The sequence below is a fragment of the Bordetella genomosp. 6 genome, assembly GCF_002119705.1.
GTDB lineage: Bacteria > Pseudomonadota > Gammaproteobacteria > Burkholderiales > Burkholderiaceae_B > Bordetella > Bordetella bronchiseptica_F.
Window position 1 is genome coordinate 1913362 of sequence record NZ_CP021107.1, and the last position, 22315, is coordinate 1935676.

25 protein-coding genes are annotated in these 22315 nt (G+C 69.5%); 12 read left to right on the forward strand and 13 right to left on the reverse strand.

Annotated features, from left to right (window positions below; all coding sequences use genetic code 11):
- From CAL11_RS09030 to CAL11_RS09055, 6 genes are all read right to left on the reverse strand, one after another.
- Complete coding sequence (locus CAL11_RS09030; RefSeq protein ID WP_086092713.1) at positions 1-1422, reverse strand: efflux transporter outer membrane subunit; 1422 nt, start codon at positions 1420-1422, stop codon at positions 1-3.
- A 27-nt stretch (positions 1423-1449) separates the two neighbouring features.
- Positions 1450-2343 (reverse strand): efflux RND transporter periplasmic adaptor subunit, encoded by an 894-nt coding sequence (locus CAL11_RS09035; protein ID WP_086092714.1) that lies wholly within the window; start codon positions 2341-2343, stop codon positions 1450-1452.
- Between the two features lie 4 nt (positions 2344-2347).
- Positions 2348-2560 carry a DUF1656 domain-containing protein gene (locus CAL11_RS09040; RefSeq protein ID WP_003810887.1) on the reverse strand — a complete coding sequence of 71 codons (213 nt, stop codon included), beginning with the start codon at positions 2558-2560 and terminating at the stop codon, positions 2348-2350.
- On the reverse strand, positions 2557-4602 hold the full coding sequence (locus CAL11_RS09045) for an FUSC family protein (RefSeq protein WP_086092715.1): 2046 nt from the start codon (positions 4600-4602) through the stop codon (positions 2557-2559). Before CAL11_RS09045 ends, CAL11_RS09040 begins: the two co-directional genes overlap by 4 nt.
- A complete protein-coding gene (locus CAL11_RS09050; RefSeq protein WP_033465783.1) occupies positions 4599-5072 on the reverse strand; it encodes a MarR family winged helix-turn-helix transcriptional regulator in 474 nt (157 codons plus the stop codon). The genes CAL11_RS09045 and CAL11_RS09050 overlap by 4 nt, the downstream gene beginning before the upstream one ends.
- Before the next feature lie 133 nt (positions 5073-5205).
- Positions 5206-5829, reverse strand: coding sequence for a helix-turn-helix domain-containing protein (locus tag CAL11_RS09055; RefSeq protein ID WP_086092716.1), 624 nt, complete (start codon positions 5827-5829; stop codon positions 5206-5208).
- A 135-nt stretch (positions 5830-5964) separates the two neighbouring features.
- On the opposite strand from CAL11_RS09055, the gene CAL11_RS09060 reads away from it, so the two are divergent.
- Both CAL11_RS09060 and CAL11_RS09065 read left to right on the forward strand, forming a co-directional pair.
- Positions 5965-6765 carry an aldolase gene (locus CAL11_RS09060; protein WP_080699885.1) on the forward strand — a complete coding sequence of 267 codons (801 nt, stop codon included), beginning with the start codon at positions 5965-5967 and terminating at the stop codon, positions 6763-6765.
- Between the two features lie 56 nt (positions 6766-6821).
- Entirely contained in the window at positions 6822-7913 is a 1092-nt protein-coding gene (locus CAL11_RS09065; RefSeq protein ID WP_086092717.1) for a TRAP transporter substrate-binding protein, read from the forward strand.
- Positions 7914-7934: 21 nt separating this feature from the next.
- On the opposite strand, the gene queD is transcribed toward CAL11_RS09065, so the two are convergent.
- Together queD and queE are read right to left on the reverse strand one after the other, a co-directional pair.
- Positions 7935-8378 (reverse strand): 6-carboxytetrahydropterin synthase QueD, encoded by a 444-nt coding sequence (queD, locus tag CAL11_RS09070; protein WP_033465777.1) that lies wholly within the window; start codon positions 8376-8378, stop codon positions 7935-7937.
- 28 nt (positions 8379-8406) lie between these two features.
- The gene (gene queE / locus CAL11_RS09075) at positions 8407-9039 is read right to left on the reverse strand and encodes a 7-carboxy-7-deazaguanine synthase (protein WP_086092718.1); all 633 of its coding nucleotides are present in this window, start codon (positions 9037-9039) and stop codon (positions 8407-8409) included.
- Between the two features lie 111 nt (positions 9040-9150).
- Here queE and arfB point away from each other — a divergent pair, with 111 nt between their 5' ends.
- The 3 genes from arfB to CAL11_RS09090 all read left to right on the forward strand — a co-directional run bounded on the left by arfB (position 9151) and on the right by CAL11_RS09090 (position 10731).
- On the forward strand, positions 9151-9567 hold the full coding sequence (gene arfB / locus CAL11_RS09080) for an alternative ribosome rescue aminoacyl-tRNA hydrolase ArfB (RefSeq protein WP_033465773.1): 417 nt from the start codon (positions 9151-9153) through the stop codon (positions 9565-9567).
- Positions 9560-10252 carry a DUF2238 domain-containing protein gene (locus tag CAL11_RS09085; RefSeq protein ID WP_086092719.1) on the forward strand — a complete coding sequence of 231 codons (693 nt, stop codon included), beginning with the start codon at positions 9560-9562 and terminating at the stop codon, positions 10250-10252. Before arfB ends, CAL11_RS09085 begins: the two co-directional genes overlap by 8 nt.
- 104 nt (positions 10253-10356) lie before the next feature.
- Positions 10357-10731 (forward strand): MAPEG family protein, encoded by a 375-nt coding sequence (locus tag CAL11_RS09090; protein WP_086092720.1) that lies wholly within the window; start codon positions 10357-10359, stop codon positions 10729-10731.
- 54 nt (positions 10732-10785) lie between these two features.
- Here CAL11_RS09090 and CAL11_RS09095 read toward each other — a convergent pair whose 3' ends face one another.
- Positions 10786-11595 carry an IclR family transcriptional regulator gene (locus CAL11_RS09095; protein WP_086092721.1) on the reverse strand — a complete coding sequence of 270 codons (810 nt, stop codon included), beginning with the start codon at positions 11593-11595 and terminating at the stop codon, positions 10786-10788.
- Positions 11596-11690: 95 nt separating this feature from the next.
- Here CAL11_RS09095 and CAL11_RS09100 point away from each other — a divergent pair, with 95 nt between their 5' ends.
- Both CAL11_RS09100 and CAL11_RS09105 read left to right on the forward strand, forming a co-directional pair.
- Entirely contained in the window at positions 11691-12635 is a 945-nt protein-coding gene (locus CAL11_RS09100; RefSeq protein ID WP_086092722.1) for a dihydrodipicolinate synthase family protein, read from the forward strand.
- Between the two features lie 47 nt (positions 12636-12682).
- Positions 12683-13645: a Bug family tripartite tricarboxylate transporter substrate binding protein gene (locus CAL11_RS09105; RefSeq protein ID WP_033465764.1), complete on the forward strand. Its 963-nt coding sequence runs from the start codon at positions 12683-12685 to the stop codon at positions 13643-13645.
- A gap of 76 nt (positions 13646-13721) precedes the next feature.
- Here the strand turns inward: CAL11_RS09105 and CAL11_RS09110 are convergent, their stop codons facing one another.
- Both CAL11_RS09110 and CAL11_RS09115 read right to left on the reverse strand, forming a co-directional pair.
- Positions 13722-14159 (reverse strand): carboxypeptidase-like regulatory domain-containing protein, encoded by a 438-nt coding sequence (locus tag CAL11_RS09110; RefSeq protein WP_086092723.1) that lies wholly within the window; start codon positions 14157-14159, stop codon positions 13722-13724.
- A 59-nt stretch (positions 14160-14218) separates the two neighbouring features.
- The gene (locus CAL11_RS09115) at positions 14219-15022 is read right to left on the reverse strand and encodes an NRDE family protein (RefSeq protein WP_167382473.1); all 804 of its coding nucleotides are present in this window, start codon (positions 15020-15022) and stop codon (positions 14219-14221) included.
- Positions 15023-15181: 159 nt separating this feature from the next.
- Here CAL11_RS09115 and CAL11_RS09120 point away from each other — a divergent pair, with 159 nt between their 5' ends.
- On the forward strand, positions 15182-15871 hold the full coding sequence (locus CAL11_RS09120; protein ID WP_086092725.1) for a type 1 glutamine amidotransferase domain-containing protein: 690 nt from the start codon (positions 15182-15184) through the stop codon (positions 15869-15871).
- Between the two features lie 14 nt (positions 15872-15885).
- Here the strand turns inward: CAL11_RS09120 and CAL11_RS09125 are convergent, their stop codons facing one another.
- Positions 15886-17490 (reverse strand): glycerol-3-phosphate dehydrogenase/oxidase, encoded by a 1605-nt coding sequence (locus CAL11_RS09125; RefSeq protein ID WP_086092726.1) that lies wholly within the window; start codon positions 17488-17490, stop codon positions 15886-15888.
- 38 nt (positions 17491-17528) lie between these two features.
- Positions 17529-18317 (reverse strand): DeoR/GlpR family DNA-binding transcription regulator, encoded by a 789-nt coding sequence (locus tag CAL11_RS09130; RefSeq protein WP_167382474.1) that lies wholly within the window; start codon positions 18315-18317, stop codon positions 17529-17531.
- 125 nt (positions 18318-18442) lie between these two features.
- Between CAL11_RS09130 and CAL11_RS09135 the strand changes: the two genes are divergently transcribed.
- From CAL11_RS09135 to CAL11_RS09150, 4 genes are read left to right on the forward strand one after another with little or no spacing between them, the layout of a single operon-like run.
- Positions 18443-19525 carry an ABC transporter ATP-binding protein gene (locus CAL11_RS09135; RefSeq protein ID WP_086092728.1) on the forward strand — a complete coding sequence of 361 codons (1083 nt, stop codon included), beginning with the start codon at positions 18443-18445 and terminating at the stop codon, positions 19523-19525.
- A complete protein-coding gene (locus CAL11_RS09140; protein WP_086092729.1) occupies positions 19525-20613 on the forward strand; it encodes an ABC transporter ATP-binding protein in 1089 nt (362 codons plus the stop codon). The genes CAL11_RS09135 and CAL11_RS09140 overlap by 1 nt, the downstream gene beginning before the upstream one ends.
- A complete protein-coding gene (locus CAL11_RS09145) occupies positions 20610-21500 on the forward strand; it encodes a carbohydrate ABC transporter permease (protein WP_033465749.1) in 891 nt (296 codons plus the stop codon). The genes CAL11_RS09140 and CAL11_RS09145 overlap by 4 nt, the downstream gene beginning before the upstream one ends.
- Complete coding sequence (locus CAL11_RS09150) at positions 21493-22305, forward strand: carbohydrate ABC transporter permease (RefSeq protein ID WP_003810948.1); 813 nt, start codon at positions 21493-21495, stop codon at positions 22303-22305. Before CAL11_RS09145 ends, CAL11_RS09150 begins: the two co-directional genes overlap by 8 nt.
- Positions 22306-22315: the final 10 nt, after the last annotated feature.

A 22315-nucleotide genomic window follows, 5' to 3' on the forward strand; every position in this document is an offset into this window, starting at 1 on the left:
TTATTCCCAGCCGCCGCCCAGCGCCAGGAACACGGCGATCTGGTCGCCGGCCAGCTGCGCCTGCGAAGCCGCCAGCGCGCTTTCGTTGCCGGCCAGCGTGCGCTCGGCATCGAGCACGGTCAGGTAATCGGTCTTGCCCAGCCGGAACAGCTGGCGGGCCTGCGCGGCGGCCTGCGCGCCTTGCTCGCGCGCGGCGCGCAGCGCGGCGTCGCGATCGAGCTGGCGCGCGTAGGTGACCAGCGCGCTTTCCGTCTCGCGCAAGGCATTGAGCACGGTGGCGTCGAAACGCGCCAGCGCGCCCTTGGTCGAGGCCTCGGCCTGGGCGATGCGCGCCTGCGCGGCGCCGGTGTTGGGCAGGGTCCAGCTGATCAGCGGGCCGACGCTCCAGCTGAAGGTGCCCGGTTCGCCGAACAGCGCGGCGGGGCCGGCCGAGGCGCTGGACAGCCCCAGCGAAATCTTCGGATAGAGATCGGCGGTGGCCACGCCGATGCGGGCGGTGGCGGCGGCCAGGCTGCGTTCGGCCTGGCGGATGTCGGGCCGGCGGCGCAGCAGCGCCGCGCCGTCGCCCACCGGAATGGCCTGGGCCAGCCGCGGCGGGCGGACACAGGCCAGCAGGCCTTGCGGCAATTCGGCCGGGGCGTGGCCGGTCAGCGCCGCCAGGCGGTACAGCGCGGTGCGCTGGCCTGCCTGGAAGGGCGGCAGTTCGGCCTGCAGTTGTTCGAGCTGGCTGCGCGCGCGCGCGACGTCCAGCGTGGTGCCGCGGCCGGCGGCCAGCAGGCGCCGCACGGCATCGACCGATTGCTGCTGCACCTGTACCGAGTGGCGTGCCGAGTCCAGTTGCATGCCGGCGGCGCACAGGTCGGCATAGGCGCGCGCGGTCTCGGCGGCCACCGTCACGCGCGCGGCGTCATAGGCCGCCTGGGCGGCCTGGGCGTCGTCCTGCGCGGCCTCGATGGCCCGGCGGATCTGGCCGAACAGGTCCAGCTGATAGGACACGCCCATTCCGCCCGAGTACGACCAGCGGTCCTGCGGGCGCAGTCCGGGTTGCAGCTCCTGCACGCCCGAGGCATGGCCGAAGGCCGGCGCCGCGCTCACATCCACCGTGGGCTGCTGGCGCGCCTGGGCCTGGCGCGTGACGGCCTGGGCGCGCTCCAGGTTGGCGGCGGCGACGCGCAGATCGGCGTTGGCCGCCAGCGCCTGCTCGACCAGGCTGTCGAGCTGTCCGTCCTGGTACAGGCGCCACCAGTGCGGCGGCAGTTCGTCCTGCCGGTAGACCGCCTGCTCGCGCGCCTGCACGAATGGCGCGGCGGCGGCCGAGCGTTTGGCCGCCGCCTGGTCGGGCAGGCGATAGTCGGGGCCGACGGCGGCGCAGCCGGCCAGAGCCAGGGCCAGGGTCAGCGGCAGGAGAGAGCGTATGGACATGACAACAACGATGCGAAAAAAACGGAATCAGGATGGGCGGGGGCCGGCTTCGTCGATGGCGACGGTGGCGGTCTGGCCGGCCACCAGCCGCACGCCGGCGGGCACCTGGTCGATCCGTACGCGCACCGGGATGCGCTGGGCCAGCCGCACCCAGTTGAAGGTCGGGTTGACGTTGGGCAGCAGATTGGCGCCGGTGCTGCGGTCGCGGTCGGCGATGCCCAGCGCGATGCTCTCGACATGGCCGCGGATCGCGCGCGAATCGCCCATCAGCGTGACGGTGACGCCATCGCCTTCGTGGATGCGCGCCAGCTTGGTTTCCTCGAAATAGCCCTCGATGTAGAACGAGCCGGCGTCGACCAGCGCCATCACGGGCTTGCCGGCGCTGGCATAGGAGCCGGCGCGCAGGTCGAGGTTGGTGACCCGTCCGGCCACGCCCGCCACCACGCGGCTGCGCGCCAGGTTGAGCCGGGCGGTATCCAGCTGCACTTCGGCCTGCGCGCGCGCGGCCTCGATCTGCCGCAGGCGCGTCTGGCTCTGTTCGAGCGCTTCGGCGGCCACCAACTGGCCCAGGGCCCGATTGCGCTTGACATCGCGCAGCGCCTGCTCGTGCGCTACCTGCTGCGCGCGCAGCGCTGCCTGCGCCTGGTCGTAGGCCAGCTGGAAGCGCGCCCGGTCGATCTCGAACAGCACGTCGCCGGCCCGCACATCCTGGTTGTCGCGCACCGGCACGGCGGTCACCAGCCCCGAGACGTCGGGGGCAACCTGCACCACATAGGCCTTGACCCGGCCGTCGCGGGTCCAGGGTTCGAGTTCGTAATGCGCCCATAGCTGCCAGCCGGCATACACGGCGGCGGCCACGACGGCAGCGGTGACGGCGAATTTGCCGAGCGCGGCGGGACGCAGCGATTGCGGGAATTTCATCTTCTCATCTCTGGAAAATATGCGGGGAAATCAGCGAGGCGCCATACAGCAGCACGATGAACAGCGCCAGGTCGAACAAGGCCGGATGCCACACCAGCCGGTAGAAGCCGATGCGCGCCAGCGCGCGCCGCGCGATCCAGGCCACGCCCAGCGTCAGCACGCCCAGCACCAGCAGCCAGGGGAAATAGACGCCGTACAGATTGAACTCGCCGATCATGATGCAGGGGACTCCACGTCGCGGCCGGGCCGGTAGGCGGCGGCCTCGGGAAAGAACGCGCGGCGCAGGCCGACCAGCGCCACCACGGCGCGTTCGCGCGCCGCATGCGCGACCGGCGTGTTGCTTACGCTGTACAGGGCCCGGTCGATGGTTTGCAGCAGTTCGGCCGGCCGTCCGCCGTCGTGGCCGCCCGGGCGCCTGCGGAACAGGCCGGCCAGCGCGCGCAGCACCGGCTGGATGGCCGGATCGGCCATGGGCAGGTGGCGGCGGGCGCGCTGCAGTTCCGCGATGTCCTTGCCGACCCGCAGGTCTCGCAGCGCGTCGTCGGCCAGTTGGTCGTCGCGCCGCTTGCTCAGCGCCAGCCGCGGTTGCAGCAGGCCGATGCGGTCGAGCATGCGGGCGGTGAAATCGAGGCGGGCCGGCGCGCGGCCGGCGCTGGCCAGCGCGGCCAGCTCCTTCCAGTTGGCGGCCTGGATGCGGCGCGCGCTCCATTCGGCGCTGACGGTGCGGAACACCGCCGCGATGATGGCCGCCACGGCCACGCCGATGATCTGCGCCACCACCGTGTCGACGAACGACACCAGGTCGGCCGTGTGCGTGTCCTGCAGCGCCAGCGTGCCCGACAGGCCGAAGAACACGGCCATGGCCTTGCCGGTGGTGGTGGGGCGCGCGATGTAGACGCCGGTGACGAAGGCCACCGGGAAAATGGCCAGCGCCAGCATCTCGAACGAATGCAGGGCCGGCATGATGCCCAGCAGATACAGCGCCGACAGCGGGATCGAGTAGATCGTGTAGGTCAGGAACTGCATGATGCCGGGCACGGGGTTGTCCTGCGCGGCGAAAAAGCAGCTGAAAATGGCCGCCATCATGGCGGCGGTGGCGCCGTTGGTCCAGGCGGTGCCGATCCAGAACAGGCAGCACACCGAGATGGCCAGCGCGGCGGCCAGCGCCGACAGCAGCGCCAGGCCGTGGTCGCGATGCAGGGCCGCGCCGCGCGTCAGGCGGCGGGTGCGCCCGGTCGGCGCGCCGCCCAGGCCGGCGCGGATGTCCTGGCGCAGCACCAGGCAGGCGTCGTAGCTGTCGACCAGTTCGCGCAAGCGCGCGACCAGGCTGGCCAGCAGCGCATCGTGCCAGCCGGACTGCCGGTCGATCGCGGGCGCCAGGCGCGCCAGCGCGGCGCGCAGTTGCACGGCCTGCTCGCGCGTGGCGTGGCCGCTGTCGTCCATCCAGGCCGAGATATCGGCCAGCACGTTGGACACCGGCGCCGGCAGCGCGCGGCCCTGCGCCTGCAGGGCCTGCAGGCGGTCCTCGACGGCCGAGACGGCCGGCGTCAGCGCGGTGATGTGTTCCTGCATGGCGCGCAGGGCGTTGGCGGTCCAGCGGATATTGCCGGTGTCGAACGGTACGTGGGTCGACAGCAGGCGCAGCTGGGTGATGTCGTTGGCCAGCGTGCGGCGGTCCCTGGCGTGCTGCGCGGCGCCGCGCTGGCCGAGCACGTCCTGGATCCAGCTGCGCGCGTCGCGCACGGTGGCGTCCAGGCGGCCCATCATGGCGCGGCCGATGCCGCGCGGCAGCACCACGCTGTGGACCAGCGTGGCGCAGATGATGCCCAGGCTGATTTCCTCGACACGCGCCAGCCCGGTGTCGAACACCAGCGCCGGATCGGTCACGCTGGGAAAGCCGATCATGGCGGCGGTATAGCCGGCCAGCATGAAGAGGTACGAGCGCGGCGTGCGGTCGAGCACGGCGATGTACAGGCACAGGCCGACCCACAGCACCATGGCCAGCGTCATCAGCACGGGGTAGTTGGCCAGGCGCGGCACGGTATAGATCGTCATGGCCGAGCCGAAGAAAGTGCCGCCCAGGCGGTACACCGCCTTGGAGCGCACGGCGCCGGACCACGGCTGCGAAACGACATAGGCCGTGGTCATGGCCCAGAACGGACGCGGCAGGCCGATGGAGTACGACAGATAGAGCGCCAGCATGGCGCCCAGGTAGCACTTGATCGAGAACACCGCCTCGTCGGCGGTAGGCAGCTTCATTGGCGGTAGTCCTCCCGCGCGGCGGCCGACTCCCGTCCCAGCGCCGACTTGAGCGAATCGAACACGCGCAGGCAGGTCTCCAGGTCGGCGTCGGCGATGCCCTGGAAAAGCTGGCGGCGCAATTGCACCAGCACGTTCTCGACCTGTTCGCGCAGGGACTGCCCGGCGGGGGTGAGATGCAGGGTGCGGGCGCGGCGGTCCTGCGGGTCTTCGCGGCGCTCGATCAGGCCGGCGGCGACCAGCTGGTCCAGCACGCGCACCAGCGACGGGCCTTCGACGCCCAGCGCCTCGGCCAGCGCGCCCTGGCGCACGCCATCGCCCAGCCGGCCGGTCAGGATGACCGGCCAGGCGGTGGCCTGGGACAGGCCGAAGTCGGCCAGGGCCTTGTCGGCTGCGCTGCGATAGGCGCGCGAAAGCACCATCAGGTTGGCGGTCACGGCCATGAGGCGGTTGTCGGTGGCGGTTTTCATGATCTAGATTGTATCCTATTTATTAGCATCCTATTAATTAGTCTGTATGGATAATTGGCGGGCATTGTGCCGGGCGGGACAATCGGGGGCGTGGGCGGGGAAAGGCGGGGCCCGGGCACGCCGGGCAGGAAGGTCAGCCGCCGCTGGCGATGACGACCAGGGCGCGCGCCAGCTTGCGGCCCTCGGCGCTCAGGCTGTGCGGCAGGTAGCCGGGAAAGCGCACGCTGTCGTCGCGTTCGAGCAGCACGGTATGGCCGCCGAAATGCACCCGGATGCGTCCGTCGAGCACGAAGATCAGTTCGTCGCCGGCATGGTGGACCTCGGTGCGCGCGCCATGCGTGCCGACCTCGACCACCATGACCGACAGGCCGCTGTGCGAGCTGCCCAGGGTGATGGCTTCGTAGATATGTTCGCCCGGCCCGGGGGCGGTGGTCATGCGGTGCCGGTCGGCGGCGCGCACGATCTGGATCTCGGTCTGCGGATCGGCCTCGCCCAGCAGGGCCGACAGGCTGCTGCCCAGCGCGCCGGCCACGGTATGCAGGGTGCCGACCGAGGCCGACTTCTCGCCGCGCTCCAGGCGCGACAGGAAACCCTTGTCCAGGCTGCATTGCGCCGACAGCCAGGCCAGGGTGCGTTTCTGCCGCTTGCGCAGGGCCCGGATGCGCAGGCCGATCTGTTCGGGGCTGGGCGCGGGGATGGGCGGCGATTTGGCGGTCATGGGCGGTGGCGGGGAATGCGTCAGCACGCATGATGCCATTTTTGGACGCGGCCCGCCGTCTTGCGGGTTTTCCCTCGTTGAGGGTTTGGGCAATTATTTGTATGTTGGGCAACAAGTTGCCTATTAGGCAATAATAAGGCAATAAATTGCTCGCCCCTGGCGAGACGAAACCGGATGGAAAGCATGATGTCGTCTTCTTACACAGTGCAGGACAAGGATGTATTGCGCGCGCGCGTCGACCGCGAAATCGAGTCGCGCGTGAGCGAACCGCAATGGACGCGCGCCCAGAAAATGGCGCTCGCCTGCCGCATGCTGGCCGAGCAGGGCCACTGGCATGGCGGGCTGGCCGGCCAGATCACCGCGCGCGGCGAGGAGCCCGGCACGTTCTGGACGCTGCCGTTCGGCGTGGGCGCCGACGAGGCGCGCGCCAGCGAACTGATCCTGATCGACGAGGACCTCAATCCGCTCGACGGCAAATCGCTGCCCAACCCCGCCAACCGCTTCCACATCTGGATTTACCGGCACCGGCCCAACGTGCAGTGCATCGTGCACACCCATCCGCCGGCCGTCTCGGCCCTGTCGATGGTGGGCGAGCCTCTGGTGGTGGCGCATATGGACGCCACGCCGTTCTACAACGATTGCGCCTACCTGCCGGAGTGGCCGGGCCTGCCCATCGGCGATGACGAGGGCGAGGTGATCTCGGCCGCGCTGGGCGAGAAGCGCGCCATCCTGCTGGCCAACCATGGCCTGTTGACCGCCGGCAGTTCGATCGAGGAGTCCGCCGTCATGGCGCTGTGGATGGAGCAGGCGGCGATGCTGCAGCTGCGCGCGCGCGCCATCGGGCCGGTCAAGGCGGTGCCCGGCGAGCTGGCGCAGGAATCGCACGACTTCCTGGTCAAACCCAAGATCCAGTCGCTGACCTTCGCCTATTTCGCGCGGCGCGCGCTGCGGGCCGCGCCCGACTGCCTGGATTGAGGCGCGCGCCGCCGCCAGTTTTTCAGCCATAGACCAAAGAAAGAGGGATCATCATCATGCAGCGACGTCGTTTTCTGACCGCGGCGGCCGCCGGCGCGGGTAGCGCGGTGCTGGCCGCGCCCGCGGTGGCGCAAGAGGCGCCCACCATACGCTGGCGCATGCCCAGCAGTTTCCCGCGCTCGCTCGACACGGTGTGGGGCGCGGCCGAGGCCATTACCGCCCGCGTCAGCGAACTGACCGACGGGAAGTTCGCCATCCGGGCCTTTCCGGCCGGCGAAATCGTGCCGCCCCTGCAGGTGCTGGACGCGGTGCAGAACGGCACCACCGAGTGCGGCCATACCGCCGGCTTCTACTACATGGGCAAGGAGCCCGCGCTGGTGTTCGATACCGGCGTGCCCTTCGGCCTGACGCCGCGCCAGCACAGCGCATGGGTGCTGCAAGGCGGCGGCCAGGCGCTGATCGACGAGCTGTACGCGGGCTTCAACGCCATCGCGATTCCCTGCGGCAACACCGGCGCGCAAATGGGCGGGTGGTTTCGCAAGCAGATGCGCACGCCGGAGGATTTCAAGGGCCTGCGCATCCGTACGCCGGGCCTGTTGAGCATGGTGTACCAGAAGCTGGGCGCGATTCCGCAGCAGGTCGCCGGCAGCGACATCTATCCCGCGCTCGAGAAGGGTTCGCTGGACGCCGTCGAGTTCGTCGGTCCCTACGACGATGAGAAGCTGGGTTTCGCCAAGGTGGCGCAGTACTACTACGGCCCGGGCGTCATGGAACTGGGCGCCAACCTGTGCCTGAACGTCAACCGCGAGGCCTGGCAGACGCTGCCGGCGCGCTACCAGGCGGCGTTGCGGGCCGCCTGCGCCATGGCCGGCGAAGAGCTGCTGGCCAAGTACGACGCCCACAACATCCCGGCGCTCAAGCGCCTAGTGGGGCAGGGCGCCAAGCTGCAATCGTGGTCGCCCGAAATCATGGCGGCCATGCAGAAGGCCACGCGCGAGGTACTGGAAGAGTACGCCGCCAAGAGTCCGCGTTTCGCCAAGGTGCTGGAGTCGTGGCGCGCCTTCCGCGCCGACCAGCTGCTGTGGGCCAGCGTCAACGACGGCGCCGCCGAGCGCTACCTGCTGGCCACGCGCGAGAACGGCCTGTAGGCGGCCGCGCGCCGGGGGCCGTCAGCTGCCGCAGTCGGCCCAGCAGTTCGGCGTTTCGTACAGGCGCACCCGGGTCAGGCGCAGGTCCGCGCCGTAGTGCCCGTGGTAGTGGGGCGCCAGCGTCGCGAAAATGATGCTGGCCAGGTTCTCGGCCGTGGGAATGCGGTCGAGAACCACCGTCTTGTGGTCCGGCAGCGTATCGAGAAAGCTGCGTACGGCGTGGTCGCCCTCGTAGACCAGGAAGGCGTGGTCCCAGACGTCGACGATGTGCGTCCTGGCGATGCGCTTGATCTCGGAAAAATCCATCAGCATGCCATTGTCGGAGGCGCCGGGCGCCTGCACGATGTCGCCGCTGAGCGTGACTTCCAGCACGTACCGGTGTCCGTGCAGGTTGCGGCACTGGCTGTTGTGATCGGGAATGCGGTGGCCGGCGTCGAACTCGAGCCGGCGGGTGACGGAAATCATCGCGCATCTCCGGCGATGGGGCGGACAGTCATGGAATACCTATGTATTTATGGGTTTGCAGGCTCAGGCGCCATTGCGGGTGATCGAGGCAGTACTGCACGGCCTGGGCGGTGTGTGCCGCGCGCGCGGGGCCGTCCATGGGCTGCAGGAAGAAGTGCTCGAACGCCAGGTGGGCGAACGCCTCGGGGCGCGCGTCGGCCTGCGGAAATACCAGCTTGAGCTCGTGGCCGCGCTCGACGACGAGCGGCGCCCGGCCCTTGGGGCTGACGCAGATCCAGTCGATGCCCGGCGGCGGCGGCAAGGTGCCGTTGGTTTCGATGGCCACCGTGAAGCCGCGCGCGTGCACGGCCTGCAGCAGGGCCTGGTCCAGCTGCAGCAGCGGCTCGCCGCCGGTGAAGACGACGTAGCGGCTGGCGGGGTTGTCGCCCCAGCACGCCGCGATGGCGTCGGCCAGGCCGGCCGCGTCGGCGAACTTGCCGCCGCCCTGGCCATCGGTGCCGACGAAATCGGTATCGCAGAATGTACAGGCGGCGCCGGCGCGGTCGCTTTCGCGTCCGGTCCAGAGATTGCAGCCCGCAAAGCGGCAGAAGACCGCCGCGCGGCCGGCCTGGGCGCCTTCGCCTTGCAGGGTCTTGAAGAGTTCTTTGACGGAGTAGGTCATGATGCTGGTCCGGCGTCGCCAGGGCCAGGATAGGTGGATCGATCCACCATTTTACCGGGGTGGCGGCCCGGGCGTTTGCCGCTTCCGGCAACAGGCGTAGACTGGCGCCCTATGCTGCATGTATTGGGTTCCCTCTATCTGGACGAACGCGAACTGGATTTCGACATGATCCGGGCGCAGGGCGCGGGCGGACAGAACGTCAACAAGGTGTCCAGCGCCATTCATCTGCGCTTTGACGTGCGCGCCTCCTCGCTGCCCGACAGCGCCAAGGAGACGGTATTGGCGCTGGCGGACCGGCGCATTTCCAGCGACGGCGTCATCGTCATCAAGGCGCAGACGTATCGCAGCCAGGAGAAGAACCGCGCCGACGCCGTCGAGCGCCTGCTGGCGCTGCTGCGCGATGCCCTGCGGCCGGTGCGGCCGCGCCGCGCCACCCGGCCGACCCTGGGTTCGCAGCGCCGGCGCGTGCAGAGCAAGGTCCAGCACGGGGAAACCAAGCGCCTGCGCGGCCGGGTGCGCGATGACTGAAGCGCGCGCCGGGCTGTTTGCCCGCCGGCGCTATCTGCCGGCGCTGGCCGTGCTGTATGCGGCGCTGTGGCTGGCGCTGGCCATCGACCCCCATGACCGCGCCGACTGGCTGCTCGAGAACGCCCTGGTGCTGGCGTTCGGCGTCGCGCTGTACGCGACGCGGCGCTGGTTCGTGTTCTCGCGGGTGTCCTACACCTTGATCTTCCTGTACCTGTGCCTGCACGCCGTGGGCGCGCACTACACCTATTCGCTGGTGCCCTACGACGCCTGGTGGCAACGCCTTACCGGCCACAGCCTGGATCAGCTACTGGGCTGGGAGCGCAACCAGTTCGACCGGCTGGTGCATTTTTCGTATGGACTGCTGCTGGCGTACCCGATCCGCGAGGTCTTCCTGCGCGTGGTCGAGGTGCGCGGCTTCTGGGGCTATCTGCTGCCGCTGGACGTGGCCTTGTCCACCTCGGCCCTGTACGAGCTGATCGAATGGGGCGCGGCCGAATTCTTCGGCGGCGAACTGGGCGTGGCGTACCTGGGCACCCAGGGCGATATCTGGGATGCCCAGAAGGACATGGCCCTGGCCGGGCTGGGGGCGCTGATCGCCATGGTCCTGACCGCCGTGTTCAATCGCGGCGCGCGGCGCGATCCGGCGCGCGACTGGGTCGACCGCATGAAACCCGGGCATTCGTAGCGGGGCGCCGCCATTGACGCGCCACGGCCGGCGGCGGCAAGATCGGAGCCTTCGGGCTCCGGCCCTGGACCCACCAGGCGCGCATGGCGCCGCAAAGGACTTCCATGAACGCAACCACAGCATTCCTGCTCGCGGCGGCCTTGCTGCCGCTGGTTCCCGCGATCGCGGCCAAGGCCGGCGGCCGCCGCTACGACAACAACGATCCGCGCCCCTGGCTGGCTGGCCAGGACGGCTGGCGAGCGCGCGCCAATTCGGCCCAGGCCAATACCTTCGAGGCCTTGCCGTTTTTCTTCGCCGCCACGCTCTACGCGCTGTACACCCAGGCGCCCGCCGCCACGCTGCATGTGCTGATGGGCGCCTGGCTGGTCGCGCGCCTGGTCTATGTGGCGCTGTACATCGGCGGCTGGGGCAATCTGCGCTCGCTGGTATGGCTGGCCGCGCTGCTGGTCAACGTGGCGATACTGCTGGCCGGGCATTGAGCATGCTGCGCGCGGACGCCTGCCCCGGCGAGGGCAGGCGCCGCGCCGCGGCGCTCACCCGTGGTATCCCGGCCGGCTCGACGGCCCCTGCAGCTTGCGGTGTATGTCGTGCAGTTCCCGCTGCAGCGCGCGCGCGATGTCGGGCCATCTGTCGGCCGGCATTCTGTGGCTCACGGCGGACACGCTGAGCGATCCGATCGGCCGGCCGTCCTCGATGCAGATCGGCACGGCGACCGCCGTCACGCCCAGCGTGACCCAGTTGCCGCACACCGCATAGCCGCGTTCGCGCGTTTCGTGCAGCAGCATGCGCATGATGTCGGTGCTCATGCGGTTGTACCGGTCCAGCTTGGATTCACTGGCCTGGATGACGGTTTCCGCTTCTTCCTCGGGCAGGCAGTCGAGGATGGCCAGCCCCGCGGCGCCCACGCCCAGCGGGCGGCGGCTGCCGATGTCCAGCGTCAGCACGCGTATGGGCGAGGCGCCCTCGCGCCGGTCGATGCAGACGGCGTCGAATCCGCTGCGCATGGTCAGGTAGCAGGTGTCCTGCGTCTCGGCCTGCAGCCGGTCCAGGGCATCGCCGCACAGGCCCCGGATGTCGCAATGCTCGGCCGCCGCCAGGCCCAGCTCGAAGGTCAGCGTGCCCAGCCGGTAGATCTTGGTCGCGGGATCCCAGGCGACCATGCCCAGGCCGGTCAGGTGGCGCAGCAGCCGCAGCACCGTAGGGTGCGGCAGGCCGGTCATTCTCGATAGTTCACTAAGTGAAAACCCACGCTTCATCGGCGCGGACAAAGCCTTCAGGATTTCGATCGATCTGCGCAGAGATTGCGCGGTATCGCGCGGGGTCGATGCGGGACTGTTTTTCATGTTTACTTAGTGGACAATTCAATTGAGGCTCTTGGGCGATTTTCCTATAGTCCGCCTGCGTTTTGTGCATTATTTTCGGAAACCCAGGAGCACTCATGGCAGCAAGATTTCCCGGTTATGTCCCCGCGGGCGTGATCCCCGCGGCGCTGATGCCGTTCAACGAAGACCTTTCCATCGACGAAGAATCCCTGCGCGCGCATATTCGCGAGCTGGCGTCGGTGCGCGGCATTTCCGCGCTCTGCGTCAACGGCGTCTCGCAGGAGATCCCGGGGCTCACGCTCGACGAGCAGCGCCGCGCATTGGACGTGATGGCCGACGAGGTTGGCGACCAGGTCCCGTTGATGCACGGCGTGTATGCGCACGGTCCGCTGGACGCCGCGCGGATCGCGCGCCAGGCCGAGGCCGGCGGCGCTTCCTGCCTGCTGGTGTTCCCGCCCGCCGTGTTCGCGCGCGGGGCGGCCATGCTGCCCGAGATGACGCTGGGCCATTACAAGGCCATCGCCGACGCCACCGACCTGCCGCTGATCGTTTTCCAGTACGAGACCTCGACCGGCATGGCGCATCCGCTGGACACCCTGGTCAAGCTGGCCGAGGAAGTGCCGTCGGTGATGGCCATCAAGGACCGCAGCAACAATCCGATCGAGCACGAGCGCAACATCCGTGTGCTGCAATCGCTGCCGCGCCCGGTCAACGTGCTGACGACGCACAGCGCATGGCTCATGCCGTCGCTCGTGCTGGGCTGCAACGGCATCCTGTCGGGTTCCGGTAGCGTGCACGCGGACCTGCATGTCGCCCTCTGGGAGGCGGTGCAGGCCAACGACCTGGCGGCCGCGCGCGCCATCAACGACCAGATCTATCCCATGGCCAGCTGCTTCTACAGCGCACCGACGCTCGACATGCACACGCGCATGAAAGAGGCGCTGGTCATGCTGGGCCGCCTGCCCAGCGGCCGCGTGCGCCTGCCGTGGGTCGACCTGAGCGACGCCGAGCGCGCGCGCGTTCGGGCCGCGCTGGTCCAGGCGGGCAGGCTGCCGGCCTGAGCGACGGCTGATCCGGGAAACCATACAAGGAGAAAAGGGTGAGAGTGATGCAGAAAGGCCTGATGGCCGCGCTGCTGCTGGGCAGCGCCTTGGCGAGCGCGGCGCCGGCGGATTCGTTTCCGCAACGGCCCGTGACCATCGTGGTGCCGTTCACGCCGGGCGGCGCCGTGGACATCGTTGCCCGCACGGTGGCGGCGGGCTTGTCCGAGAAGTGGTCGCAGTCGGTCGTGGTCGAGAACAAGGCGGGCGCCGGCGGCGCCATCGGCATCCAGTCGGTGGCCCGCGCCAAGCCCGACGGCTACACGCTGCTGCTGGGTTCGGTCGGTCCGGTCACGGTCAACCCCAGCCTGGGGCCGGTCGGCTACGACGTGGCCACGGAGCTGGCGCCGGTGGTGTTGCTGGCGAAGACGCCGGCGGTGCTGGTGACGCTGCCCTCGGCGCCGGTCGACGACGTCGCGCAATTCGTGAAGCAGGCCAAGGCGCAGCCGGGCGGCTTGAACTATGGCTCGGCGGGAACCGGCAACATCACCCACCTGGTCAGCGAGTACTTCCTGAGCAGCGCCGGGCTGGCCGCCAACCATATTCCCTACAAGGGCAGCGCGCCGGCCATCACGGACATGCTGGGCGGCCGGCTCGATTTCATGTTCGATGTCGTGCCCACCGCCCAGCCGCTGATCAAGTCGGGCAAGTACAAGGCGCTGGCCGTCACCACCATCAAGCGCTCCGACGTGCTGCCGGACGTTCCCACCCTGGACGAGCTGGGATACAAGGGGTTCGACGTCAGTTCCTGGTTCTCGCTGATGGCCCCGGCCGGCACGCCGGACGCGGTCATCGGCGAGATCAATGCGGCGGTCAACGACGTGCTGCGCTCGGACGCGTCGCGCGAGCGCCTGGCGGCCATCGGGGCCTACGGCGCCGGCGGCACGCCCGAGCAATTGGGCGAGTTCGTGCGGTCCGAGACCGCGCGTTGGAAAAAGCTGATCGACGAGCGCGGGATCCGCGCGAATTGACGGCCGCGGCCTGATGCCCAGATCCTGGGCGTCAGGCCCCGTCCGGGGCCGGCCGCGCCTTGGCGCCGGTGCGGCCTCAGTCCTTCCATTCGAACACCGCGCGCGCGGTGCTGCCCGGACGCACGCTGACCTGGCGGGTCTGCTCGACGCCGCCCGAGGTGGCCTTGACGCGGTAGGTGCCGGCCGGCAGCTTGGCCAGCAGGTAGGGGCCGTCGGCTTTCGCATCGAGGACGGACTTGCCGCTACGGTCGAGGATCTGCACCGAGACATCGGCCAGGTACAGGCCGCTGCGGCCATCGCCGCGCGCCGCGAAGGTCAGGGCCAGCGGATAGTCCTTGCTGGCGGCCTTCATGGCCTCGGATTCGTCCAGGCCGACGCCGCCGGTTACGAATTGGACACTGCCTTGCTGTTGCACCGCGGGCAGCGCGCCTTGCGCCTGCGCGGCGCCGCCCAGCGCAATGCTGCCGGCGGCCAGCGCCGCCGCCATCCATGCGCGTTCATGACGTTTGTTCATGGAGAGTTCTCCTGTAAGGCGGGCGCGCAGGGCCGGCCGCGCGCCCTGATAGGAACTACTTAGACACAGGAGGCGCGGTGAAGTTCGGCGCGCGCGCCGCGCCAGGAGAAGTCCAGGTCGGTCTGGCCGGCGATCGCGCCGTCGGGACGGAAGCGCCGCTCGTGCAGTTCGCCCCGGCCATCGTCATGCAGCGCCAGGACGCAGGCGCTGCGGGTGCCATAGTCGGGGCTGACGATGAAGGGGCTGCTGAGCAGGCGTTCGCGCTCCAGGGCGAGGCCGGTGGCCGGCAATTCGTGGTCGGCCGCCGGCGTGGGGTCGGCCAGGGCCGCGTACAGCGCGGGCAGATCGGGTTGCGGCGTGGCGGCGATGATGCGTTCGAAGGCGGCCTTGGTGCGCGCCAGCTTGGGCCAGGGCGTATCGAGCAAATGGTTCGACAGGGCGTAGACGCCATCGGCCAGGCGCCGCGGCGCGCCGTCGCGGTTGCTGCAGTACCAGGCGCCGCCGGCGTCGCCGACGATCAGGTTGAAGCCGTTGTAGCGCGCGCCACGGGCGTGTATGTCGTGCAGGTACTCCTGCGCGCTGGCCTCGCCGCGCAGGAAGGCTTCCACCAGGGCGCCGCGCGAGGGCGCGTCGGGCTGGATGTTGCCGGGGTCGCGGAAATTGGTGACTACCGCATAGCGGCCCTGGTCGCTGACGCCCATCCAGGTGCCGCCGGCCAGCAGGTCGCGGCCGGCGTATAGGGCGGGGCTGCCGGGCCAGCGCGCTGCCTCGGCGGTGGGGCGGGCATGGAATTCGTCGCGGTTGGCGGCGATCAGCACCGGCAGGCCGGGAAGGGCGTGCAGGGCCAGGACGGCAAGACACATGGCGGATTTCCGTGAAGCGAGCAGGCTCGATAGGGCGATGATACGCCGCAGGCGTAAGAATTCTTGTGTCTGTCCCATGGCGCCGCCGGCCGATGGTGTAATGGGCGGGTCATGGCCGGCCGCCCATGCCGCGGACTGCCTCTTCCCCAGGAGCGACGCATGAAAATACTGATGGTGCTGACTTCACATGACCGGCTGGGCGATACCGGCCGCAAGACGGGGTTCTGGCTCGAGGAGTTCGCCGCGCCTTATTACGTATTCGTCGACGCCGGCGCACGTGTCACGCTGGCCTCGCCAGCCGGCGGCCAGCCGCCGCTGGATCCCAAGAGCGACGAGCCCGACGCCCAGACCGAGGCGACCCGCCGCTTCGCGGCCGACACCCAGGCGCAGCGCGAACTGGCGCGCACGGCGCGGCTGGCCGACATGCGCGCGGCCGACTTCGACGCGCTGTTCTATCCGGGCGGGCATGGCCCGCTGTGGGACCTGGCCGAGAACGCGCATTCGATCGCATTGATCGAGACCTTCCTGGCCGGCGGCAAACCGGTGGCGGCCGTGTGCCACGCGCCCGGCGTGCTGCGGCACGCCCGCGCCGCCGACGGCGCGCCGCTGGTGGCGGGCCGTCAAGTGACCGGCTTCAGCAACACGGAGGAAGCGGTCGTGCAGCTGACCGAGGTGGTGCCGTTCCTGGTGGAAGACGAATTGGTCGCCCTGGGCGCGCGCTACAGCAAGGCCGAGGATTGGCACGCCTACGTGGTCAGCGACGGACTGCTCATCACCGGGCAGAACCCCGCCTCGTCCGAGCGCGCCGCCCGCGCCATGCTGACCGCGCTGGACAACGGCCACGGCTAGGCTTACTACCGGGGCTAGGCCAGCCGGTAGTGCGCGGCCGCGGCTTCGAACTCGGCCAGCGTGGCGCGGCTCCAGGCTTCGTCATGGCCGAGTTCCTGCGCCAGGATGCGGGCCACTTCGGGCGCGGCCAGCACGGCGGCCTCGGCGTCCAGGAACAGGGCGCGATTGCGGCGGGCCAGTACGTCCTCCACGGTGCGCGCCAGCTCGTGGCGGGCGGCGTAGCGCACGTGCGCCTCGGTCAGGGCGCTGGCCTTGACCAGCATGCGGTCGGCGCCCGGCAGCGCGCGCAGCGCGGCCAGGTCGGTGCCGTAGTAGCTGTCGGGCGTGCCGTGGGGCGCGCCGCTGGACTGCCCCTCGGCCGGCGCGCCATGCAGCGGCAGCTCGGCCGTGCGGCACGGCGCCGCGGCCAGCAGCTTGTGCTGGATGGCGGTGTCGACCACATCCTGGGCCATCTTGCGGTAGGTGGTCCATTTGCCGCCGGTGACCGTGACCAGCCCGCCCTTGGAGACCACGATGGTGTGTTCGCGCGACAGCGACTTGGTCGAGGCTTCGCCGGTGGCCTTGACCAGCGGGCGCAGGCCGGCCCACACGCTGGTCACGTCGGCGCGGGTGGGCTTGCGGCTCAGGTAGCGCGCCGCGGTGGCAAGGATGAAGTCGATTTCGCTCTGTCCGGCCTGCGGGTCGAGCGGCAGGTCGGTACGCGGCGTGTCGGTGGTACCGACGATGGTGTGGCCGTTCCAGGGCACCACGAACAGCACCCGGCCGTCGTCGGTCTTGGGAATGAGGATGGCGTCCGCGCCGGGCAGGAAGTCGCGCGGCAGCGTCAGGTGCACGCCCTGGCTGGGCGCCACCATGGTCTGCGCATCGGGGTCGTCCATGCGGCGCACCGCGTCGACCCACACGCCGGTGGCGTTGACCACGCACTTGGCGCGCAGGGTGACGCGCAGGTCGCCCAGCGCGTCCGCCACGGTCACGCCGTCGACGCGGCCGTCCGTGCGCGTCAGGCCGACCGCGCGCGCGTAGTTCAGCGCCACGCCGCCCAGGTCGTACAGGGTGCGCATCAGGGCGATGGCCAGGCGCGCATCGTCGAACTGGCCGTCGTAGTACAGGATGCCGCCGCGCAAGGCGCGGCCGTTGACGCGCTCGGCCACGGTGGCGGCGTGGCGCAGCGTTTCGCCGCGCGACAGCCAGCGGCTGGGCGCCAGGTTCAGCTTGCCGGCCAGCATGTCGTACATCTTCAGGCCGACGCCGTAGAACGGCTGGTCCAGCAGGCTGTAGGCCGGCACCACGAAGCCCAGCGGCCACACCAGGTGCGGCGCGTTGCGGTTGAGCAGGCCGCGCTCGTGCAGGGCCTCGCGCACCAGGCTGATGTTGCCCTGCGCCAGGTAGCGCACGCCGCCGTGCACCAGCTTGGTGGCCTTGCTGGAGGTGCCCTTGGCGAAGTCGGCGGCCTCCACCAGCAGGGTGCGGTAGCCGCGCGCGGCGGCATCGACCGCGGTGCCCAGGCCGGTGGCGCCGCCGCCGATGACGATGACATCCCAATCAGGGGCGCCTTGCAGGTCGGCAAGCAGTCGCGCGCGCGCGGGCGGGTCGATGGGAGCGAGGGTAGGGGCGGTCATGGATTCTGTTCGGGGCGGGAAAAGGGCTGGGCGGGCGTTCAGGCCGTGGCGGCGCCTGCCGATTGCGCGGCGACGTCGCAGCGCACGCCGGCGTCCTGCAGCACCTGGGCCAGCGGCTCTTGCGGCTGGGCGTCGGTGAAGAAGCGGTGGATGCGCGAGACGTGCACCAGTTCGACCATGGCCTGGCGCTGGAACTTGCTGCTGTCGGCGGCCAGCCAGACCTCGCGCGATTGTTCGATGATGGCGCGCGCCACGCGCACCTCGCGGAAGTCATAGTCGCGCAAGGTGCCGTCGGCCTCGATGCCGGATATGCCGATCAGGCCGATGTCGACCTTGAACTGGCGGATGAAGTCCAGCGTGGCCTCGCCGACGATGCCGCGGTCGCGCGAGCGCACCACGCCGCCGGCCACGATGACTTCGCAATCCGGGTTATCGGACAGGATGTCGGCCACGTGCAGGTTGTTGGTGATGACGCGCAGGCCGCGATGGCGCAGCAGGGCGCGCGCGATGGCCTCGGTGGTGGTGCCGATGTTGATCAGCAGCGAACAGCCGTCGGGCACTGCGCGGGCCACCGCCTCGGCGATGCGGCGCTTGCCCTCGGCATGCAGCCCCTGGCGCTTGCGGTAGGCGATGTTCTCGATGGTCGACGACTCGATCCGCACGCCGCCATGAAAGCGCGACAGCATGCCCGCTTCGGAAAGCAGGTTTACGTCGCGCCGCACGGTCTGTAGCGTGACGTCGAAATGTCGCGCCAACGCTTCGATGGTGGCCGAGCCCTGTGTGCGAACCAGTTCGACCAAGGCGCTTTGTCTGGGATTGAGGGTCATGTTCGCATCATAAAACAACAAAACCGAAAAATAATGACGCAGTGCAAGATTGTTTTTCTTTCGCTTGTTCGTTAAAACGCAAAGAAAGCAACGAAAGCAATCGTACCGCGTTTGCCGGAGGAGAGATGCAGCTGGTTCTGGACGGAATTCAACTGCGCGCGGGGTCACAGGTACACCTGTACCCGCTCAGCTTGCGGCCCGCGCCGGGCGCCATGACCGTGCTGCTGGGGGCGACCCTGGCCGGCAAGACTTCGGTGATGCGCGTCATGGCCGGGCTGGACCGCCCCACCGAGGGCAAGGTGCTGGTCGACGGCGCCGACGTCACCGGCGTGCCGGTGCGCCAGCGCAACGTCGCCATGGTGTACCAGCAGTTCATCAACTACCCCTCGATGCGGGTGGCCGACAACATCGCCTCGCCGCTGCGCCTGCGCGGCGCCGCCGATATCCCGGCGCGCGTGCGGGCCATGGCCGAACGCCTGCATATCGGGCACCTGCTGGATCGCTATCCGTCCGAACTGTCCGGCGGCCAGCAGCAGCGCGTGGCGCTGGCGCGCGCGCTGGTCAAGGAGGCGCCGCTGGTGCTGCTGGACGAGCCGCTGGTCAACCTGGACTACAAGCTGCGCGAAGCCCTGCGCGAAGAACTGGCCGGCCTGTTCGCCCAGGGGCGCTCGACCGTGGTCTATGCCACCACCGAGCCCGCCGAGGCCTTGCTGCTGGGCGGCCATACCGCGGTGCTCGATGCCGGCCGCCTGCTGCAATACGGGCCGACCGCCGAGGTCTTCCATCGCCCCAATTCCATCCGGGTGGCCCGGGCCTTCAGCGACCCTCCCATGAACCTGTTCCCGGCGCGGCGCGCCAATGGCGGCTTCATGCTGGCCTCGGGCGTGGCGGTGCCGTGCGCGCTGCCGCCGCCCGAGACCGGCGACGATGCGCTGACGGCGGGGCTGCGCGCCGGGGTGTTCCGCACCGAGGGGCGCGCCGCCGACGTGGCCTTGCCGGGCGTGGTCGAGCTGGCCGAGATCTCCGGATCGGATTCGTTCGTGCACGTGCGCACGCCCGCCGGCCCGGTCGTGGCGCAATTGACCGGCGTGCACCGCTATCCGCTGGATTCGCGCCTGACGCTGTATTTCGATCCGGCCGACAGCTACGCCTTCGGGCCGGACGGCGCGCTGCTGGCGGCGCCGCGCCGCGCCGGGGAGGCGCGCTGATGGCCAGCATCGAGCTCGACCTGGCGCATGCCTACGGCGCCGACCCGCGCGGCGAGGACGACTACGCGCTGCTGCCGCTGCGCTTCACCTTCGAGGACGGCGGCGCCTACGCCTTGCTGGGACCGTCGGGCTGCGGCAAGACCACCTTGCTCAATTGCGTGTCCGGCCTGCTGCGGCCTTCGCAGGGCCGGGTGCTGTTCGACGGCCAGGATGTGACCGGCCGCACGCCGCAGCAACGCAACATCGCCCAGGTGTTCCAGTTCCCGGTGGTCTACGACACCATGACCGTGGCCGACAACCTGGCCTTTCCGCTGCGCAACCGGGGCGTGCCGCAGGCGCATATCCGCGAGCGGGTCGGCCGCATCGCCGAAATGCTGGAGCTGTCGGCGGTGCTGGAGCGCCGCGCCAGCGGCCTGACGGCGGACGCCAAGCAGAAGATCTCGCTGGGGCGCGGCCTGGTGCGCAGCGATGTGTCGGCCATCCTGTTCGACGAGCCGCTGACGGTGATCGACCCGCACCTGAAGTGGGAGCTGCGGCGCAAGCTGAAGGAAATCCACCACGAATTCAAGCTGACCCTGATCTATGTCACGCACGACCAGACCGAGGCCCTGACGTTCGCCGAGCGGGTGATGGTGATGTCGCGCGGACGCGCGGTGCAGGTGGGCACGCCGGACGACCTGTTCGAGCGGCCCGCGCATACGTTCGTGGGGCATTTCATCGGTTCGCCGGGCATGAACTTCCTGCCGGCCGAATGGCGCGACGGCGCGCTGCGCATCGGTTCGCAACGCCTGGAGGGCCTGACGGCCAGCCAGGCCGAGGCGCTGGCGCAGGGCGGGCCGGTCCAGCTGGGCGTGCGGCCCGAGTACCTGCGCGTGGCCGCCCCGCACGCGCCCGGCGCGCTGCCGGCGCGGGTGACGCGAGTGCAGGACGTCGGCACCTATGCCTTGCTGGGCGCCGAGTTCGAGTCCATCGCGCTGCGGGCGCGCCTGCCGCTGGATGCGGCGCTGCCAGGCGCCGGCGACACGGTCTGGCTGGCGGTGCTCAATCGCCATACCTGCTTTTACCGCGACGAGGAGCTGATCCGATGAAACCAATCGATCACCGGGCCTGGCTGCTGGTGCTGCCCGTGGTGCTGTGCGTGGCGTTCTCGGCCATTCTGCCGCTGATGACCATCGTCAACTATTCGGTGCAGGACATCATCGCGCCCGACCGGCGCGTCTTCGTGGGCACCGAATGGTTCGCCGCGGTGCTGCAGGACGAAGAACTGCATGGCGCGCTGTGGCGCCAGGTCGGCTTTTCGCTGGCGGTGCTGCTGATCGAGATCCCGCTGGGCATCCTGCTGGCGCTGGCCATGCCGGCCAGCGGCTGGCGGGCCTCGGCCGTGCTGGTCGTCATCGCGCTGTCGCTGCTGATTCCCTGGAACGTGGTGGGTACCATCTGGCAGGTGTTCGGGCGCACGGATATCGGCCTGCTGGGCGCGGCCCTGGCGGCGCTGGGGCTGGACTACAACTACACGGGCGACGCGCTGGACGCGTGGCTGACCGTCCTGGTCATGGACGTATGGCACTGGACCCCGCTGGTGGCGCTGCTTTGCTACGCGGGCCTGCGCGCGATTCCGGACGCCTACTACCAGGCCGCGCGCATCGACGGCGCGTCGGCCTTCGCGGTGTTCCGCTATATCCAGCTGCCCAAGCTGCGCGGCGTGCTGATGATCGCCGTGCTGCTGCGCTTCATGGACAGCTTCATGATCTACACCGAGCCTTTCGTGCTGACCGGTGGCGGGCCCGGCAACGCCACCACCTTCCTGTCGCAGTACCTGACCCAGAAGGCGGTGGGGCAGTTCGACCTGGGGCCGGCGGCGGCGTTTTCGATCGTCTACTTCCTGATCATCCTGCTGCTGTGCTTCGTGCTGTACAACTGGATGCAGCGCGCCGGCACCGCCGGCGGGCTGGACGAGGAGAGCCGCCATGGCTGAGCGCCGTTCCTCCTGGCGCGGGATCTTTCTCGCGCTGTACCTGCTGTTCGCCGTGTTGCCGCTGTACTGGATGGTCAACATGTCGTTCAAGACCAATACCGAGATCCTCGGCAGCCTGACGCTGTGGCCCAGCGACTTCACGGTCGAGCACTATCGCACCATCTTCACCGATCCGGCCTGGTACTCGGGCTACATCAATTCGCTGATCTACGTGCTGATCAACACGGTGATCTCGCTGGCGGTGGCGCTGCCGGCCGCCTATGCGTTCTCGCGCTACCGCTTCATCGGCGACAAGCACGTGTTCTTCTGGCTGCTGACCAACCGCATGACGCCGCCCGCGGTGTTCCTGCTGCCTTTCTTCCAGCTGTATACCTCGCTGGGGCTGATGGACACCCACCTGGCGGTGGCGCTGGCGCACCTGGTGTTCAACGTGCCGCTGGCGGTGTGGATCCTGGAGGGGTTCATGTCGGGCGTGCCGCGCGAGATCGACGAGACCGCCTACGTGGACGGCTACAGCTTCCCGCGTTTCTTCCTCACCATCTTCCTGCCGCTGATCAAGGCCGGGGTGGGGGTGGCGGCGTTCTTCTGCTTCATGTTCAGCTGGGTGGAGCTGCTGCTGGCGCGCACGCTGACCTCGGTCAACGCCAAGCCTATCGTGGCCACCATGACGCGCACCGTGTCGGCCTCGGGCATGGACTGGGGCGTGCTGGCGGCCGCCGGCGTGCTGACCATCGTGCCGGGCGCCATCGTGATCTGGTTCGTGCGGCACTACATCGCGAAAGGCTTCGCGATGGGCCGGGTTTGAGGGGAGGCGC